The sequence below is a fragment of the Methylosinus sp. shoA genome (assembly GCF_059718125.1).
In genome coordinates this window covers 4,293,487-4,309,949 of record NZ_AP046091.1, presented here as the reverse complement: position 1 = coordinate 4,309,949, position 16,463 = coordinate 4,293,487, and the positions used below count along the sequence as shown (strand labels likewise).

The following is a 16,463-nucleotide window of genomic DNA, read 5'->3' as shown; positions in this document are numbered from 1 at the left end:
CCCGTGTCCGACGACAATTCCGACATCGACGCCCTGCCGTTCGAGAAGGCCATTCAGGAGCTCGAGGAGATCGTCGGCAAGCTCGAGAAGGCGAGCGTCTCGCTCGACGAATCGGTGAAGCTCTACGAGCGCGGCGAAGCATTGAAGAAGCGCTGCGACGCTCTGCTGCGCGCGGCCGAGGCGCGCATCGAGAAGATCACGCTCGCCGCCGACGGGCAGCCCAAAGGCGTCGCGCCGCTCGACGTCGAGTGACGCCCGCCGTCATTGCGAGGAGCGGAGCGACGAGAAGCGATCCAGGGGCCTCGCACCACTCCGGATTGCTTCGCTGCGCTCGCAATGACGGTCATTGCCGGATCGTCACCTTTCTGCCGTCGCGAATATCGACCGGCGGATCGAGCACGACGCGCTCCTCTCCGGAAAGACCCTCCTCCACATCGACGGATGCGCCATAGTCGCGGGCGATCACGATCGGCGCCATGCGGATCACGTCGCCTTTGCCGACAACGGCGACGCGCGGCCCCTGTGAGCCGAACAGGAGCGCCGGCGCCGGCACATTCACATGCGGATGGACGCGGGGAATGTCGAGCACGAGGCGCACGAACTGGCCGGGGCGCAATTCGCCGGTCGGATTGGGGATGTCGATCTCGGTCAGCAGCGTCCGCGTCGCCGGATCGAGCGAAACGGCGTTGCGCGTCACCTTTCCTTTGAAAGTCTTGCCGAGCTCGGGCGCCAGAATCTTCGCCTCGAGCCCGTCGACGAGGCCCTGCGCCTCGGCCTGCGGCACCGAGACCTGGACGCGTAGCACATCGTCTCGCGCGAGCGAGAACAGCGCCGTTCCGCCATTGGCGTCGGCGCTGATGAGGTCGCCGATATCCACATTGCGCGCGGTGACGACGCCCTTGAACGGCGCCGTTACATCCTTGAACCCGACGAGCTGCGCGAGCCGGTCGACATTCGCCTGATTGGCGTTGATATTGGCCTGTGAGACTTCGACGCCGGCCTGCGCCGCCTGGAGATTGGCGGTCTGCGCCTCGACATTGGCGAATGCATTGTCGGCGTTCTGCTTGCTCTCGAAATTATTCTTGGCGAGCGTCGCGGCGCGGTTATAGGTGACCTTGGCCAGATTGAGATTGGCCTTGGTCTGCTCGATCTGCGCTTTCGACTGCAGGAGCTGCGCCTTGGAAAGGGCGAGCTGCGCCTTCGCCTGCGCATATTGCTGGTCGAGATCGGGCGCGGCGATGCGCAGAAGCAGATCGCCCTGCTTCACCTTCGAGCCGATGTCGACGCGCCGCTCCGCGATATAGCCGGTGGCGCGGGCGAAGAGACGCGCCTGCTCGAAAGCGAGCGTCTGCGCCGGCAGCTCGATGTGAAAGGGGCTCGCGACCTTCTTCACCTCGGCGACGCGCACGCTGAGCGCGGCCTCGGCCTGCGCCTGCTGAAAGGCGGTCGCTTCGCGCTCACGATCGGCGTGGCGCGCCGCGCCGCGCCACAGCACGCCGAGCAGCAGCAGAGCGAGCACGACGAGAGGACCCTTTCGCAGGCGCGGCTCGGGGCGCGCGCTTGCGACCGAGGCCGGCGTCAGTGGGCCGCGCGGATGCGGCGTGTCGCTCATAGATAGTCCCTCGGCGCGCGCGGTTCGCCTCGGCGCAAGATCGAATAGAGGAGCGGCACGACGAGCAGCGTCGAGCAAGTGCCGAAGGCGATGCCGCCCATGACCGCGCGCGCCAGCACGGCGTTCGGCTCGGAGCCGTCGCCGAGCGCGAGCGACATGGGCAACAGGCCGACGAACATGGCGGCCGCCGTCATGAGGACGGGACGGATGCGCGTCATGCCGGCGAGATAGGCCGCTTCCTCGGCCGAAGCGCCGGTTTCTTCGCGATGCTCGCGCGCGAAAGTGACGAGCAGGATCGAATTGGCGGAGGCGACGCCGACCGACATGATGGCGCCCATCAAGGACGGAATCGAGAAGGTCGTGCCCGTGACATAGAGACCGAAGACGATGCCGCAGAAGGCGATCGGCAGCGCGAGGATCACCACGAAAGGCTCGCCCCAGCTCTGGAAGTTCACGACCATCAGCAGATAGACGAAGACCATGGAGGCGAGGAGACCGAGGCCGATGCGGCGGAACGCGAGATTCTTGCTCTCGATCTGGCCGCGCAGGACGATCGAGTTTCCGGGCTTCAGCTCGCCTTCGAGCTCGGCGACGACTTTTGCGATATCGCGCTCGACGGCGCCGAGATCGCGATCCTGCAGGTTGGCGTAGATGTCATAGGTCGGCTGCGTGTTGGAGTGCGTGACGACGGTCTGCTCTATGCCGCGCCGCCATTGCGCGAGATTGGTCAGGAGATCGACCTGCGCCGTCGGCGCGTTCGTGACGGCCGAGACGGGCGTGTTGGCGAAAGCGTCGAGCGAGGCGATGCGATATTCGGGCGTCTGCACGGCGATCGAATAGGGAATGCCCGATTGCGGATCGGTCCAGAAATTGGGCGCGACCTGGAAGGAGGAGCTGAGCGACACATTGACGTTGCTCGCCACTTGCTGCGTGCTGGCGCCGAGCTGCAGCGCGCGCCAGCGGTCGATATCGACGAAGAATTCTGGGGCGTCGAGGATCTGGTGAATATGGGCGTCGACGACGCCCTTCACGTCCTTGACGCGCTCCAGCAGCTTGCGCGCGACGAGCTGATTGCCCTCCACGTCGCGGCCGACGACGCGCAGAGCGATCGGCGAGGGCAGGCCGAAGTTCAAAATCTGCGTGATGATGTCGGAAGCCTGGAAATAGAAGATCGCCTCGGGGAACCGCTGCGGCAGAATCTCCCTCATCTTCTTCATATAGCCGGCCGTCGGCGCATGCCCTTCACGCAGCGACATCATGATCTGTCCATCGAAATAGGCGACGACGGTTCCGTCGGTGAAGGCGAAATTATAGGTGATCTGCGGCAGGCCGATATTGTCGATGAGCAGCGCGAGATCATGCTCCGGCACGACCTCGCGGATCACATTCTCCACCTTCTGGAAGAAGAGCTCGGTGTTCTCTATGCGCAGGCCCGGACGGGCGCGCACATGCAGAGTCATCTGACCCGCGTCGATCTGCGGATAGTAATCCTCGCCGACATTCACGAACAGCAGGCCGCCGAGAGCGAGAACGCCGGCGACGCCGGCGAAGGTCTGCGCTTTGCGGCGCAGAACGGCGGCGAGCAGCAGGCCATATTGGGCGCGCATGCGCTCGAAGGCGTGCTCGAAGGCGACCTGCGCGCGGGCGAGGGCGCCGGCTACCCCGGCGCGCCGCGCGTCGCGCTCCAGCTCGCGGCCGTGATGCTCATGCGCGAGCAGCTGATCCATCAGGATCGGCGTCAGCGTCCGCGAGAAGAAATAAGAGGCGAGCATGGCGAAAACGACGGCCAGCGCCTGCGGGGTGAACAGATAGCGGGCGACGTCGGTGAGGAACAGCACCGACACGAAGGCGGCGCAAATGGCGAGCGTCGAGATCAGCGCCGGCTTGGCGATGCCGGACGCGCCCTCGGCCACGGCATGGCGGAACTCCTTGCCCTCCTCGAAGAGGCGATAGGTGTTCTCGATGGCGACGGTGGCGTCGTCGACCAATATGCCGACGGCGAGGGCGAGGCCGCCGAGCGTCATGATGTTGATCGTATGGCCGAGCGCGCTCAAAATGGCGAGAGAGACGAGGATCGACAGGGGAATCGAGATGATGACGATCAGCGTCGAGCGCCAGGAGCCGAGAAACAGGAGGATCATGAGGCCGGTGAGGGCCGCGGCGATCGCGCCTTCGCGCAGCACGTCGGCGATCGCATGGGAAACGAAGACGGATTGATCGAACAGCTCGTCGATGCGCATTTCCGGCGGGATCGCCTCGCGCAATTTGGCGATGGCGGATTTGACGTTGTCCACGACGTCGAGCGTCGAGGCGTTGCCGTTCTTGAGCACGGTGAGCAGAACGGAGCGCACGCCGTCGACGCGCACGATATTCTGCTGCGGCGGGCTGCCGTCGCGCACCTGGGCGAGGTCGCGCAGCAGCACCGGCGCGCCGTCGACATATTTGATCGGAATATTGTTGAGCGTCTCCAGCGCCTCGGGCGTGGAGTTGAGCCGCACGACATATTGCAGCTCCCCGAACTTCACGAGGCCCGACGGAACGGTGACGTTCTGCGTGTTGACCGAGTTGACGATGTCGAGCGGGGTGAGGCCGCGCGCCTGCAGCTTGGCGATGTCGAGATCGATCATGATCTGGCGTTGCTTGCCGCCCCAGGGCGTCGGCAGCGTCGCGCCGGGCGTCGCGGTCAGCGCCTGACGGATGCGGTAGAGGCCGAAATCATAGAGCTGCTGCTCGCTGAAGCTCTTGCTCGACAGGGCGAGCTGCAGCACCGGCGCTTGCGACGCCGTATAGCGGATCACCGTCGGCGGATTGATGCCGGGCGGCATCAGGGCGCGGATGGAATTCATCGAGGAGACGACTTGCGCGATGGCGAGCTCTATGTTCACATCCGGCTGGAAAAAGATCTTCATCACCGCGACGCCCTGGAGCGTCTGGCTTTCCATGTTCTTGATGCCGTTGACGTTGTTCGAGGTCGAAAATTCCGCGTAAGTGGTGACGCGCTGCGCCATCTCGGTCGTCGAGAGGCCGGTGTAGGTCCAGATCACCGTCACGACGGGGATATCGACGTTCGGGAACACGTCTTTGGGCGTCGACACGATCGCCGCGCCGCCGAGGAGCGTCGTCAAAATGGCGATGACGTAGAACGTCAGCCGGAATTTGAGGGCATATTTGACGAGCTCCATAGGGGTCCGACCTCATGGCCGGCAGCGGCGGCAGACCGCGCTCCGGCGAACCAATCGACTTGAGCAATGCCGTTATGATCTCGAAGGGCGTCTCGTTTTCCGCGCTCGCGCCCGCGCATCCGTCCTCTCTCACCCCGCCTTGGCCTTGGGCCGCTTCGGCGACGCGCTCATCGCCTCGCTCAGATTCGCCCGCGCGGCCTCGAGCGCGCGCATCAAGGCGGCCGCTTCTGCTTCGCTCAAGCCCGCGAGCGCCTCCCGGCGGGTCTGCTCCGAGATCGGCGCCATGGCGGCGATGAGCGGCAGCGCGGCCTCGCGTAGATAGAGCCGCCACGCTCTCCGGTCGGTGTCGTGCGGCCGACGCTCGACGAGGCCCTGCGCCTCGAGCCTGTCGATGGTCCGTCCGAGCGTGATCGGCTCGATGTCCAGCATATCGGCCAAGCCGCACTGGCTGACGCCCTCGTTGCGCGCCAGATAGGCGAGAGCCTGCCATTGCGCGCGGGTGAGGCCGAGTTCGCGCGCATTCTGCTCGAACCGTTTGCGCATCAGCCGCGCCGCGTCCGACAGCAGAAAGCAGAATGTGTTGGGCGGCGGCAGGCTCATTGATCCAGCTGTTCTTTGTTTGGCTTGTCATGAGTACGCTTATTAAATGCCCGGCCGCCGGGGAAAGCAAGCCCGTTCTCGGGCGTTCTCTGATGAAAGGTTAATCCGTCCGGGCGATTGCCGCGCGCAGCCGCGCCCTATCATTGACCTCGGGGGCCTCGGCCGCCGAAGGAGAGGTTGCGATGCGCATGATATTCGGGCTTTCGCTTTTCGTTGCGATCATGGCCGCCGCGCCGGCGTCCGCCCAGGGGACGGCCCGGCAGCGCTCGGCCTGCACCAATGACGCCTATCGCTTCTGCGAGAGATTCGTGCCCGACGCCGACGCCGTGGCGCAATGCCTCAAATCCAATCTCGGCTCGCTCAGCCGCGCGTGCCGGGCGCAGATCGTCGGCGCGTCCAAGGCCAAGAAGCGCGGCCGCCGCCATTGAGCGGCGCCCGTCCGGATATCAGAGCCGCCGGGCGAAGCGGCGGATGTCGACGCCGTTCTGGGCCAGCCAATCGCGCAGGGTCGGGGAGACCGTGACGGTGCGGACCGCGTCGCCATTGACGCGGCAAGCGTTCCGCAGATCGAGGTAATGCGCGTAGATGCGCCCGGCTTCCTGATCGCCGACGACGGAGCGGACCTCGTTCAGCAGGTAATTGACCTCGTTCTCGCCGTATTGCGTCACGAGCGGACAGCCGATCGTGACTTTTTCCGCGTAAGCCGGCAGCGACAAACAGGTCGCCAGGGCCGCGAGCGCAGGGAGCTTCATGCCGTTTCCTCGAAAAGAGCCGGTGTTCCTCTCCCCCCGCGTCGAGATCGACGCTACAGCCGTTCTCCATGTCATAAAAATTCTTGTCCGAAGTTTGTCTCCTCCGCTTCGGAAAGATGGTTCCGCTCAACCGAATGTTTACCCTTCGGGCAAATGGTGGCGCCCATGTAACCTCGACCTCGAGATTGTTCGGCAGGGTGCGGGGAAGTCGTCATGTTTCCGGCGCGACCCGCCGGGCGTTTGGAGTGGGGTTATGAGTTGGTCGGCTTCCGACGAAGACTTTCCCGTCTGTGAGAGCGGCCCGCTGCGGGCGCGGCCTCTCGGCAGCTTCGCCGCTTCCTCCATGGGACTCGCCGCCCTTTTCGTTCTGGCCGGCTTCGTGATTTTCCTTCGGCCTGCGACGCCGGCGGTCGACGAGCTCCCGACCGCGACCATAGCGCCGCGCCCGACGCCTCCCGCCCGGGCCGAGGCGGCTATGCCCGTCGCTCCCAAGGCCGCCTTCGATCTCGACGTCCCCGAGCTCGCCAAGGAGAAGACGACCTCCGTCGGGCCGGCGCGGCAGACGGGCGGACGGCAGGAGACCATGAGCTTCGGCGGTTTCGACGCCGGCCGCTTCTATCTGCGGATCGACATTCTCCAGCCCACCGGCGACAAGCTCGGCAATTCCGACTTCTTCCTCGACATGGCGCGCCACGCCGCGGAGGCCGGCCTCGCGGTCGTGCGGATCTCGCAGCCGACGCCGCTCGTGGGCCGCGCCGGCGCCTTCGAGGCCGCCGACATACGGCTCTCGCAGCGACGAGGCGACGGCCCGGCGACGGAGCGCGGCTGCGCGGCGGTGCGGCTGATCGATTCGTCCCTTTCGATCGAGATCGCCGGCCTCGCCTGCGGGGCGGCCGGGCGGGCGGTCGACCGCCGCGTCGCGACCTGCCTCCTCGACCGGCTCTATTACCTGCCGGGCGGCAAGAACGAGGCGCTGCAGAAGGCGTTCGCCAGAGCGGATGCGCCGTCGTGCTTCGCCGCGCCGGCCGTGGAGGCGAGCGCCGCGGCGGGAGCGCGCGCATCCGCCAAGAAACGCGGCGCACGTCATTGATGCGACGAAACCGACGATTGCGCGCCAGCGATTAATGCTTCGTCGCACACATTCGCGGACATCGACGCGCAACGCGTTCGCGCGACGTATCGTTTTCCGCCGCGAGCGGTTATGATCCGCGAGAGAGTGTCGGAACCGGGAGAAGAGGATGCGTCTTTTCGTCAGTCTGTCGGCGGGCCTCGCCTGCCTCTGCGCCATCGCGACGGCCGGCGACGCGCTCGCCAAGCCCCGCCGCGCCGCGCCTCCTCGAGTGGTCGTCGTCTCCGACGCCCCCATCCCCTATGTCCGCGTGCCGCTCGCCGTCCCGCGCCGCAGCTGGCTCGATCCCGGACCCGTGGTTCCGGTCGGAACCACCAATCGCTACTTCGTCGAGAATACGTTCTTCGCCTATCAGCCGATCGAGAACAATCAGCGCAGCTGGTTCATGCAGGAGACGCTGCCGAACCGCCGCCGGCTGGACGTCGTGCCCTATAGCGACGGCGTTCCTTTCTGGGGACCGTGACGCCCCGCCTCCGGTGTCGGCGAATTGTCGCATCGGGGAGATAAAGGCTCGCTCTCGTGCGGCCCCAACCCCGGCCCTCCTCCGCTTCGCGGGAGAGGGAGCGGATTCGGCGCGTCATCGAAGGCTCGCGAAAAGCCGGTCGGCCCCTCTCCCGCGAAGCGGGAGGTCGAGGAGGGGCTTCGGTCACGCGCCCGTCTTTCGGGAGACCGACCCTCATGAGGCTGAAGCCGCCGCGCGGCGCGATCGTCGGCGATTCTCCCTTTCTCTGGGTGCTGCGCTTCGACGCCGACGGCGCTGCGACGCTCGTCTCGGACCCGGGCGCGCCGAGCCTCGAGCCCGCCGGCGGCGGCTTCGTCTGGGTGCATCTCAACGTCGCCGATCTGCGCTATCGCGACTGGGTCGCCGCGCAGCGGCAGATTCCCGCCGAGGCGAAGGCCCTGCTCGTCGAGCCGGACACGCATCAGCGCCTCGCCGCGGACGAGACGGCGCTGTGGGGCGTGCTGCCCGACCGCGGACGCGATCTCGAGCGTCCGGAGGACGTGTTGCGCCATTTGCGCATCGTCGTCACCGCACATGGCGTCGTCACCGCGCGTCGCTACGCCGTGCAATCGTCGGCGGCGGCCCGGCAGGCGGCGTTGGCAGGCGCCCGCGTCGCCTCGCCGCTCGACCTCTTCGAGCTGATCGTCGAGGAGACGCTCTCCGCCCTGGACGCCGCGATCGAGGCGCTCTTCGCCGAATTCAACGAGATCGAGGATCGCGTGCTCGACGACGAGGCGCGCGACGAGCGCCGCCGGCTCGGCGGGCTGCGCCGGCAGACGATAAGGCTGCATCGCGAGATCGCCGACGCGCAGCGCGTCTTCGCCCGCGCGGGACAATCCACGCGCATCGGCGAGCCGATGCAGGCGGCGCTGCGGCGGCTCTCCCAACGATTCGACGCGCTGCATCAGGAGCTCGGGGCGCTGCAGGATCGCGCGCGCCTGCTGCAGGAGGAGATCGTCTCCAATCTGACCGCCGAGACCAATCGCCAGCTCTATGTGCTGACCATTCTCGGCACGCTGCTCATGCCGCCGACGCTCGTCTCGGGCATATTCGGCATGAACACGAAAAATCTGTTCTTCGCCGAGAATGAATACGGCACCCTCTACGCTGCGGCGCTATGCGTCGCCTCGGCGGCGGCCGCGCTGCTCGCGCTCGCCTGGCTCCACAGGCGCGACGCCGATTGACGCCTCACGCGGCGGCGAGGCTCTCGAACAGGCCGCGTCCATCCGTCCCGCCGACCAGCGGATCGATCAGATTTTCGGGATGCGGCATCAGGCCGAGCACATTGCGGCCTTCGGAATAGATTCCGGCGATGTCGTTGCGCGAGCCATTGGGATTGGCCGCGCCGCCCACGACGCCGGCGGCGTCGCAATAGCGGAAGGCGACGAGCCCCTCGCCCTCGAGCCGATGGATCGTCTCGTCGTCGGCCTCGTAATTGCCCTCGCCATGCGCGATCGCCACCTTTATCGTCTGGCCCGGCGCGTAATGGCGGGTGAAGGCGGTGTCGGCGCGCTCGACGCGCAGATGCTGCATGCGGCAGACGAAGCGCAGGCCGGCGTTGCGCATCAGCACGCCCGGCAGCAGGCCGGACTCGCAGAGAATCTGGAAACCGTTGCAGACGCCGAGCGTCAGCCCGCCGCGCGCCGCATGGGCGCGCGCCGCCGCCATGATCGGCGCGCGGCCGGCGATCGCGCCGCAGCGCAGATAATCGCCATAGGAGAAGCCGCCGGGCAGCACGACGAGATCGGTTCCCGGCGGCAGCTCATGCTCGGCGTGCCAGACCATCGTCGGCGCGCGTCCGGTCGCCTGGCGCAGGGCGCGCGCCATATCGCCCTCGCGATTGGAGCCGGGGAAGACGACGACGGCGGCTCTCATGCGCGGTTCCTTTTAGATCTCGATCGCGAAATTCTCGATGACCGTATTGGCGAGCAGTTTTTCGCAAGCCGCTTTCAGCTTCGCTTCTGCTTCGGCGCGGTCTGTCGTGTCGAGCTCGACGTCGAACGCCTTGCCCTGCCGCACGCCGGCGACGCCCTCGACGCCGAGCGAGCGCAGGGCGCTTTCTATGGCCTTGCCCTGCGGATCGAGCACGCCGGCTTTGAGGGTGACGATGACGCGGGCTTTCATGGGCTTCGGCTTTCCTCGGCGGGTCTCGCGCGCAGGGTTAGCGGGCGGAGGAGCGGAGCGCAAGGGCGGGGCGTGGCTCTCGACCGCGCAGGTGGTGAGGCGGCTTGACAACAACCAGCGGATGATTTCCTATAGCTGGAACTCGACTATGCGGCGTTCTGTCGGCGCATTCGATACGAAGATTTTTGGCGGCATATTTGGAGGCCGAATATGGGAAGGCATGTTTCACGATTCAGGCTCCTCGTCACGATAGTGTTCGGCCTCGTGATTTCAGGGTTGGACGTCTCGGGCTCGAGGACCAGTAGCGGCTCTCCATGGCCGGTCGCGCTGACAGTTTCCGCACAGGCGGAACCCTGCGCGGGGGGTGGGGGGTACTCGTTCTGCCCGATCGAGGAGAGGAACCTCGGAAGAAATGACGTAGATTGGGATGGATTAAAACACATAGATCGGTCTAGGTCTGATTGGTATGGGTTCAGCCGAAGTTATTTGCCTAGCCTTTCTCCAGGTTCTAGCATGGGAGGCGCAAGCGCGGCCGGCTCGGGTGGCGGTCAATCGAAAAATCGGGGCGGTTCGGGGACCACCTACGTCGGCGATCCCATTAATTACGCCACGGGCAACGTCTACGACAATATAGTGGATTATACCACGGCCGGGAGTTTCCCGCTCGTGCTCGCGCGCTATTACAATAGTCAGGATTTGGGCTCCTACCAGTTTGGACGCAGTTGGCGCTCGTCTTATAGTCGTTCTATCTCCCTTTCCACTGATTTTAAAACAGCAAAGGTCACGCGTGACGACGGGCAGGTGCTGGTATTCACACGGGCTGTAGTGATTGGATACGTCGGCCCGTGGACGCCGCCAGTCTATTCGAGCTACCAGCTGTCCGGAGGGGGCTGGGGCTCGCAATTCACGCTGACTACCGATCAGGACGAAAAAGAAACCTATGACGCCAACGGCAAGCTCCTCTCCTACGCCAACCGCGCGGGTCTCACGCAGACGATCGAATATGACGGGGCGGCCCGCCTCTGGAAAATCAAAGATGCGTTCGGGCGCACGCTGACCTTCTTCTATAATGACTGGACCGGAAAAATAATCAAGGCGGTGGCGCCCGATGGAAGCATCTATATCTATGGCTATGATGTCTCCGGTATATTATTGACATCAGTGACATACCCCAGCAATTTCAGCCGCCAATATCTCTACGAGGACGGGCTGTACTCGAGTGCGCTCACGGGCGTCATCGACGAGAAGGGCGTTCGTTTCACGAGCTATTCCTATGACGGCTCCCGTCGCGCCGTCTCCACGCAACATGCAGGCGGCGCGGATGCGCATAGCTTGGACTATACCTCTCTGCCCTGGGGCTATGTGACGATCGCGACGCCGCTCGGCGGCCAGGAAGTCTACACGCTCGGAGAAATTGATGGCGTCGCGCGGGAAAAGGGTGTGCTCCGCAGCTGTTCCGACTGTTCGACCAGCGAGGACAAAAAGGAATATGACGGCCGCGGCAATCTGACGAGCTATACGGATTTCAACGGCAATAAGACGGTCATCGCCTATGACGCGGCGCGCAATCTGCCGACGTCTCGGACGGTGGCCTCCGGAACGTCGGTCGCACGCACGATCACGACCGAATGGAACCCCAAATACCGCTTGCCGGCGAAGATCACCGACGGCGAGCGCAGCTTCACCTACAAATACACGAACGGCAATCTGACGAGCGAGACGGTCGCAACGCCGTCGGCGTCGAGCACGCGCTCCTATCTTTATAATGATTTCGGCCAGCTCCTGAAGGCGTGGGACCCGCTGGGCCGAGTGACGAGCTACGCCTATGACGCCATGGGCAATCTCACGAGCGTGACCAATCCGCGCGGTCATGTCACCGCGTTCACGAGCTATGACGCCAATGGCCGGCCGCTGACGATCCAGGACCCGAACGGCGTCGTCACGACGCTGACCTATAATTTCCGCGGCCAGGTCGCCTCGCGCGTCACTCTCGGGCAGACGACGGCCTACACTTACGACAATGTCGGCCAGCTGCTGAAGATACGCGAGCCTACGGGCGCCGGGCTGGACTTCGGCTACGACGGCGCGCATCGGCTCACGAGCATTCGCGACACGGCCGGCAATCGCATCGTCTATACGCTCGACGCCGCGGGAAACCGGACCAAGGAAGAGGTGTTCGAAGGCGCCGCGCCGGCTCCGGCGCGCACGCACAGCCGCATCTATAATGCTCTCGGCCGTCTCACCGAGGATCGGGGCGCGGCAAGCCCGACGCCGTCGATCTTCACCTATGACGCCAACGGCAACATCGTCGGCGTGAAGGATCCGAACGGCAATTCCACCGCTTTCGCCTATGACGCGCAGAACCGGCTCACGGTGACGACGGCGCCGGACGCCGCGAAGATCCGCAACGCCTATGACGCCAACGGCCGCCTCGCCAGCGTCACCGACCCGCGCGGGCTCGTGACGCGCTACACGAACAATCTGCTCGACCTGCCGGAGCAGATCGCGAGCCCGGACACGCGCGTCACCGCCAAGACCTATGACGCCGCCGGCAATGTGCTGACCTCGACCGACGCGCTCGGCCAGACGACGACCTACCTCTATGACCAGCTGGGCCGGCTGGTGAAGGCGACCTATGCCGACGGCTCCAAAGCGACCTATGTCTATGATCAGGGAGCTTACGGAATCGGCCGTCTCACTTCGGTGACCGATTCGACCGGCGTGACCAGCTTCGCCTATGACGGTTTCGGCCATGTGGTGCAGAAGACGCAGACCGCCGGCGCCGTCACGCTCACGACGAAATGGTTCTATCACGCCACGAACGGGCGCCTCACCGGCCACACCTATCCGTCCGGTTTCAAGCTCCTCTATTCCTACGACGGCGCCGGGCGCGTCAGCGCGATCACCCTCCAGCGGCCGGACGGGGCGCAGTCGGCGCTGATCGGCGCGATCTCCTACGCTCCCTTCGGGCCGGTCAAGTCCTGGAGCCCGAATGTCTCCGGCGGCGGCTCCTATGTCCTCAGCTTCAATGCCGACGGCCGCATCACGAAAATCAGCTCCTCGACCAACAATAATCTGAACTACGCCTATGACAACGGCGGGCGGATCAAGTCGATCGCGGAGAGCAATCTCGCGGTCAAGAGCTTCTCCTATGACGTCGACGACCGCCTGACGAACTATGTGCGCGGCTCGACCTCGATCCCCTACGGATATGACGCGACGGGCAATCGGACCTCGGTCGGCGGCGCCGTCTATACGATCGTGCCGAGCAGCAATCGCATGAGCGAGGTGACCTACAGCTCGGGCTCGACCCAATCCTTCGTGTGGGATCAGGTCGGCGGGCTGAAGAATCAGGCCGGCGACTTCTCCTTGACCTATGACAAGCGCAATCGCCTCGTGCAGGCGAAGGTCGGGGCGCTGACGACGAGCTACGGCGTCAACGATCTCGGCCAGCGCGTGACGAAGAGCGGGGCGAGCGGACAGGTCGCATATCTCTACGACCTCTCCGGCCATATCATCGGGACTTATGGCGCGAGCGGCGCGGCGGTGGAGGAGATCGTCTGGTTCGGCGACCTGCCGGTGACGACGCTTCAGGGCGGCGTGGCCTATTACATCATGCCGGACCATCTCGGCGCGCCGCATGAGATCGTCAATTCGGCGAACGCCCGAGTGTGGTTCTGGGACCACGACCCGTTCGGCAATGGAACGCCGACGGCGGTGGCGGGTTTTTCGCACGACCTGCGCTTCCCGGGCCAGATCTACGACGCCGAGACGCGTTTGCACAACAACGGCTTCCGCGATTATTCTCCGACGCTCGGCCGTTATGTCCAGAGCGACCCCATCGGGCTCGAGGGCGGGATCAACACCTACGCCTATGCCGGAAACAATCCGGTCAGCGCCATCGATCCGTTCGGGCTCGATCCGGAAAAATGCGACCGGTCTTGCTACCGGACCTCGGGGAGCATAATTCTCGGGATCGGTGGGGGTGTCGTGGGAGCTCTCGGCGGATTCGCAATCGGCGGGGGCGAAGGATTTGGATTGAGCGCGGTCACCGGGCCCGGGGCGATCATTGGAACGCCCGTGGGCGCCATTGCCGGCGCCATAGCTGGAGCTAATGCTGGCGCACAATGGGGTGTGAATGCTGGAGCCGCTGCTGGTGAAGCCCTATACAATCTCACATGGTTTTCCGACAACGGAGGGTCACAGTCTCACCATCCGTGGCCAAAGTACCTTGGCGGGCCCAACGCGCAAGACCTAGTGCGGTTGCCTACGCCGATACATAACGCCTACCACAGCGGGCTGGACAAAATTCTCCCGAGGCAGTGGGGTGCTGCGTACTACGCGAATCTCGGTCAAGGAGCGCGACTACAGATGCAGCGTGATCTCGCCGACTATACTCAGGCTTTTGATATCAAATACGGTACGCAGCTGTATGAATCGATCCTCCAACACGGGTTCTTCTGGCCATGACCGATAATTCGAAACCGGTCGACTCTCTGCGCGCAGAAGATCTTCAAAGATTTCCTGTTTGGCAGTATGTGAACGGCGAATGTAACGAGACTTACGTCCGTCCGATTCATCGCACGCCAGTCAGCAGTCTCGCAGGTAAGGTCGTCGGCACGCAGGTGTTGCTCTCTGATGGCGAGCGGGTTTGGGCGCTATTAGGAAATATCGACCCGAAAAACCCACGGCTGACGGAGCACTTCTTGACGGTTTCCGTGGAGCGTGAGGGTATTTGGTTTGGATTGGCGAGGTATCACGATTTCGACTTCGCTGAGCGTGGGCCTGATGCGCTGGCCGAGTTTTTGCGGCGTCCTGTCAATGCAATTTTCCCGATCGCTTATGATGTCCGCCAAATAGTGGAGGGCGATCAGGCTGCTTTGGAGGGACGAATTCTCAAAGAGCCTCGCGAACGGTTGTCACGGTCGGAAATTATAGCAATGGCCGTTCCTTAAGCGGTAGCCGCCGCCATCCGCACCGCCGGCGCCGTCACGCTCACGACGAAATGGTTCTATCACGCCACGAACGGGCGCCTCACCGGCCACGCCTATCCGTCCGGTTTCAAGCTCCTCTATTCCTACGACGGCGCCGGGCGCGTCGGCGCGATCACCCTCCAGCGGCCGGACGGGGCGCAGTCGACGCTGATCGGCGCGATCTCCTACGCGCCCTTCGGGCCGGTCAAGTCCCGGAGCCCGAATGTCTCCGGCGGCGGCTCCTATGTCCTCAGCTTCAATGCCGACGGCCGCATCACGAAAATCAGCTCCTCGACCAACAATAATCTGAACTACGCCTATGACAACGGCGGGCGGATCAAATCGATCTCGGAGAGCAATCTCGCGGTCAAATCCTTCTCCTATGACGTCGACGACCGCCTGACGAACTATGTGCGCGGCTCGACCTCGATCCCCTACGGATATGACGCGACGGGCAATCGGACCTCGGTCGGCGGCGCCGTCTATACGATCGTGCCGAGCAGCAATCGTATGAGCGAGGTGACTTACAGCTCGGGCTCGACCCAATCCTTCGTGTGGGATCAGGTCGGCGGGCTGAAGAATCAGGCCGGCGACTTCTCCTTGACCTATGACAAGCGCAATCGCCTCGTGCAGGCGAAGGTCGGCGCGCTGACGACGAGCTACGGCGTCAACGATCTCGGCCAGCGCGTGACGAAGAGCGGGGCGAGCGGACAGGTCGAATATGTCTACGACCTCTCCGGCCATCTGCTCGGGACTTATGGCGCGAGCGGCTCGGCGGTGGAGGAGATCGTCTGGTTCGGCGACCTGCCGGTGACGACGCTGCAGGGCGGCGCAGCCTATTACATCATGCCGGATCATCTCGGCGCGCCGCATGAGATCGTGAATGCGGCGAACGCCCGAGTGTGGTTCTGGGATCACGACCCGTTCGGCAATGGAACGCCGACGGCGACAGCGGGCTTTTCGCACGACCTGCGTTTCCCGGGCCAGATCTACGATTCCGAGACGCGGCTGCACAACAACGGCTTCCGCGACTATTCCCCGACCCTCGGCCGCTATGTTCAGAGCGACCCCATTGGCCTCGCGGGCGGGATCAACACTTATGCCTATGCCGGGAACAATCCGGTCAGCCTGATCGATCCGTTCGGGCTCGATCCGGAGAGCAAGGACGATGCGGAAGCCCTGCCGGAAATCGATATCGCTGCACAGCAACCGAAGCCTAAGGAGCTGACGCCCAAGGAGCCGACGCCGCCGGCACAGTGCCTTACCAACTGTTTTACTGAGCAGTTCGGAATCCAGAGCTTCTTTGGCGCGGGTGCAATCGGTGCAGGACTACCTCTGCTTGAAAAGCCGATGGTGCTGGGCGGATCGTCGGCAGGCACTTCGCTCGCGTCAAAGTTACTTGCGAAGGCTCTCCCTCAACGGCTCCCGTTCAGGGTGCCGGCGCCGACTTGGAACAACCCCTGGGCTCAATCGGTGGTCGTTGGCCGCATTGCGGGAAGATGGGTCCCAGTTATCGGATGGGGCATACTGGGCTACGACGCAGCCCAGATTGGCGTTTGTACCTATCAATGCCTGACGAAATAGGGAGT

At 64.4% G+C, this 16,463-nt stretch carries 14 protein-coding genes; 8 read left to right on the top strand and 6 right to left on the bottom strand.

Features of this window, described 5'->3' with window-relative positions; translation table 11 throughout:
- The first annotated feature begins 3 nt into the window (after positions 1-3).
- On the top strand, positions 4-252 hold the full coding sequence (locus tag AC6IW9_RS20245; protein ID WP_497766652.1) for an exodeoxyribonuclease VII small subunit: 249 nt from the start codon (positions 4-6) through the stop codon (positions 250-252).
- 91 nt (positions 253-343) lie between these two features.
- On the opposite strand, the gene AC6IW9_RS20240 is transcribed toward AC6IW9_RS20245, so the two are convergent.
- From AC6IW9_RS20240 to AC6IW9_RS20230, 3 genes are all read right to left on the bottom strand, one after another.
- Entirely contained in the window at positions 344-1,612 is a 1,269-nt protein-coding gene (locus AC6IW9_RS20240; protein ID WP_497766651.1) for an efflux RND transporter periplasmic adaptor subunit, read from the bottom strand.
- A complete protein-coding gene (locus AC6IW9_RS20235) occupies positions 1,609-4,794 on the bottom strand; it encodes an efflux RND transporter permease subunit (protein ID WP_497766650.1) in 3,186 nt (1,061 codons plus the stop codon). The genes AC6IW9_RS20240 and AC6IW9_RS20235 overlap by 4 nt, the downstream gene beginning before the upstream one ends.
- Positions 4,795-4,923: 129 nt before the next feature.
- Entirely contained in the window at positions 4,924-5,394 is a 471-nt protein-coding gene (locus tag AC6IW9_RS20230; protein WP_497766649.1) for a MarR family winged helix-turn-helix transcriptional regulator, read from the bottom strand.
- A 182-nt stretch (positions 5,395-5,576) separates the two neighbouring features.
- On the opposite strand from AC6IW9_RS20230, the gene AC6IW9_RS20225 reads away from it, so the two are divergent.
- On the top strand, positions 5,577-5,822 hold the full coding sequence (locus AC6IW9_RS20225; protein WP_497766648.1) for a hypothetical protein: 246 nt from the start codon (positions 5,577-5,579) through the stop codon (positions 5,820-5,822).
- A gap of 18 nt (positions 5,823-5,840) precedes the next feature.
- Here the strand turns inward: AC6IW9_RS20225 and AC6IW9_RS20220 are convergent, their stop codons facing one another.
- Complete coding sequence (locus tag AC6IW9_RS20220; RefSeq protein ID WP_497766647.1) at positions 5,841-6,146, bottom strand: hypothetical protein; 306 nt, start codon at positions 6,144-6,146, stop codon at positions 5,841-5,843.
- Positions 6,147-6,399: 253 nt separating this feature from the next.
- Here AC6IW9_RS20220 and AC6IW9_RS20215 point away from each other — a divergent pair, with 253 nt between their 5' ends.
- The 3 genes from AC6IW9_RS20215 to AC6IW9_RS20205 all read left to right on the top strand — a co-directional run bounded on the left by AC6IW9_RS20215 (position 6,400) and on the right by AC6IW9_RS20205 (position 8,961).
- On the top strand, positions 6,400-7,236 hold the full coding sequence (locus tag AC6IW9_RS20215; RefSeq protein ID WP_497766646.1) for a hypothetical protein: 837 nt from the start codon (positions 6,400-6,402) through the stop codon (positions 7,234-7,236).
- 148 nt (positions 7,237-7,384) lie between these two features.
- Positions 7,385-7,738: a hypothetical protein gene (locus AC6IW9_RS20210; RefSeq protein WP_497766645.1), complete on the top strand. Its 354-nt coding sequence runs from the start codon at positions 7,385-7,387 to the stop codon at positions 7,736-7,738.
- Positions 7,739-7,953: 215 nt separating this feature from the next.
- Positions 7,954-8,961 (top strand): CorA family divalent cation transporter, encoded by a 1,008-nt coding sequence (locus AC6IW9_RS20205; protein ID WP_497766644.1) that lies wholly within the window; start codon positions 7,954-7,956, stop codon positions 8,959-8,961.
- A 4-nt stretch (positions 8,962-8,965) separates the two neighbouring features.
- Here AC6IW9_RS20205 and purQ read toward each other — a convergent pair whose 3' ends face one another.
- The gene (purQ, locus tag AC6IW9_RS20200; RefSeq protein WP_497766643.1) at positions 8,966-9,652 is read right to left on the bottom strand and encodes a phosphoribosylformylglycinamidine synthase subunit PurQ; all 687 of its coding nucleotides are present in this window, start codon (positions 9,650-9,652) and stop codon (positions 8,966-8,968) included.
- Positions 9,653-9,664: 12 nt separating this feature from the next.
- Positions 9,665-9,901: a phosphoribosylformylglycinamidine synthase subunit PurS gene (purS, locus tag AC6IW9_RS20195; RefSeq protein WP_497766642.1), complete on the bottom strand. Its 237-nt coding sequence runs from the start codon at positions 9,899-9,901 to the stop codon at positions 9,665-9,667.
- Positions 9,902-10,111: 210 nt separating this feature from the next.
- Between purS and AC6IW9_RS20190 the strand changes: the two genes are divergently transcribed.
- From AC6IW9_RS20190 to AC6IW9_RS20180, 3 genes are read left to right on the top strand one after another with little or no spacing between them, the layout of a single operon-like run.
- Positions 10,112-14,371, top strand: coding sequence for an RHS repeat-associated core domain-containing protein (locus AC6IW9_RS20190; protein ID WP_497766641.1), 4,260 nt, complete (start codon positions 10,112-10,114; stop codon positions 14,369-14,371).
- The gene (locus AC6IW9_RS20185) at positions 14,368-14,856 is read left to right on the top strand and encodes a nuclear transport factor 2 family protein (protein ID WP_497766640.1); all 489 of its coding nucleotides are present in this window, start codon (positions 14,368-14,370) and stop codon (positions 14,854-14,856) included. The genes AC6IW9_RS20190 and AC6IW9_RS20185 overlap by 4 nt, the downstream gene beginning before the upstream one ends.
- A 15-nt stretch (positions 14,857-14,871) precedes the next feature.
- Positions 14,872-16,458 (top strand): RHS repeat domain-containing protein, encoded by a 1,587-nt coding sequence (locus AC6IW9_RS20180; RefSeq protein ID WP_497772571.1) that lies wholly within the window; start codon positions 14,872-14,874, stop codon positions 16,456-16,458.
- Positions 16,459-16,463 lie beyond the last annotated feature (5 nt).

Excerpts from the sequence above, each read along its gene's own strand:
- AC6IW9_RS20240 (WP_497766651.1), bottom strand. The coding sequence starts at position 1,612 with ATGAGCGACACGCCGCATCCGCGCGGCCCACTGACGCCGGCCTCGGTC.
- AC6IW9_RS20235 (WP_497766650.1), bottom strand. The coding sequence starts at position 4,794 with ATGGAGCTCGTCAAATATGCCCTCAAATTCCGGCTGACGTTCTACGTC.
- AC6IW9_RS20230 (WP_497766649.1), bottom strand. The coding sequence starts at position 5,394 with ATGAGCCTGCCGCCGCCCAACACATTCTGCTTTCTGCTGTCGGACGCG.
- AC6IW9_RS20225 (WP_497766648.1), top strand. The coding sequence starts at position 5,577 with ATGCGCATGATATTCGGGCTTTCGCTTTTCGTTGCGATCATGGCCGCC.
- AC6IW9_RS20220 (WP_497766647.1), bottom strand. The coding sequence starts at position 6,146 with ATGAAGCTCCCTGCGCTCGCGGCCCTGGCGACCTGTTTGTCGCTGCCG.
- AC6IW9_RS20215 (WP_497766646.1), top strand. The coding sequence starts at position 6,400 with ATGAGTTGGTCGGCTTCCGACGAAGACTTTCCCGTCTGTGAGAGCGGC.
- AC6IW9_RS20210 (WP_497766645.1), top strand. The coding sequence starts at position 7,385 with ATGCGTCTTTTCGTCAGTCTGTCGGCGGGCCTCGCCTGCCTCTGCGCC.
- AC6IW9_RS20205 (WP_497766644.1), top strand. The coding sequence starts at position 7,954 with ATGAGGCTGAAGCCGCCGCGCGGCGCGATCGTCGGCGATTCTCCCTTT.
- purQ (WP_497766643.1), bottom strand. The coding sequence starts at position 9,652 with ATGAGAGCCGCCGTCGTCGTCTTCCCCGGCTCCAATCGCGAGGGCGAT.
- purS (WP_497766642.1), bottom strand. The coding sequence starts at position 9,901 with ATGAAAGCCCGCGTCATCGTCACCCTCAAAGCCGGCGTGCTCGATCCG.
- AC6IW9_RS20190 (WP_497766641.1), top strand. The coding sequence starts at position 10,112 with ATGGGAAGGCATGTTTCACGATTCAGGCTCCTCGTCACGATAGTGTTC.
- AC6IW9_RS20185 (WP_497766640.1), top strand. The coding sequence starts at position 14,368 with ATGACCGATAATTCGAAACCGGTCGACTCTCTGCGCGCAGAAGATCTT.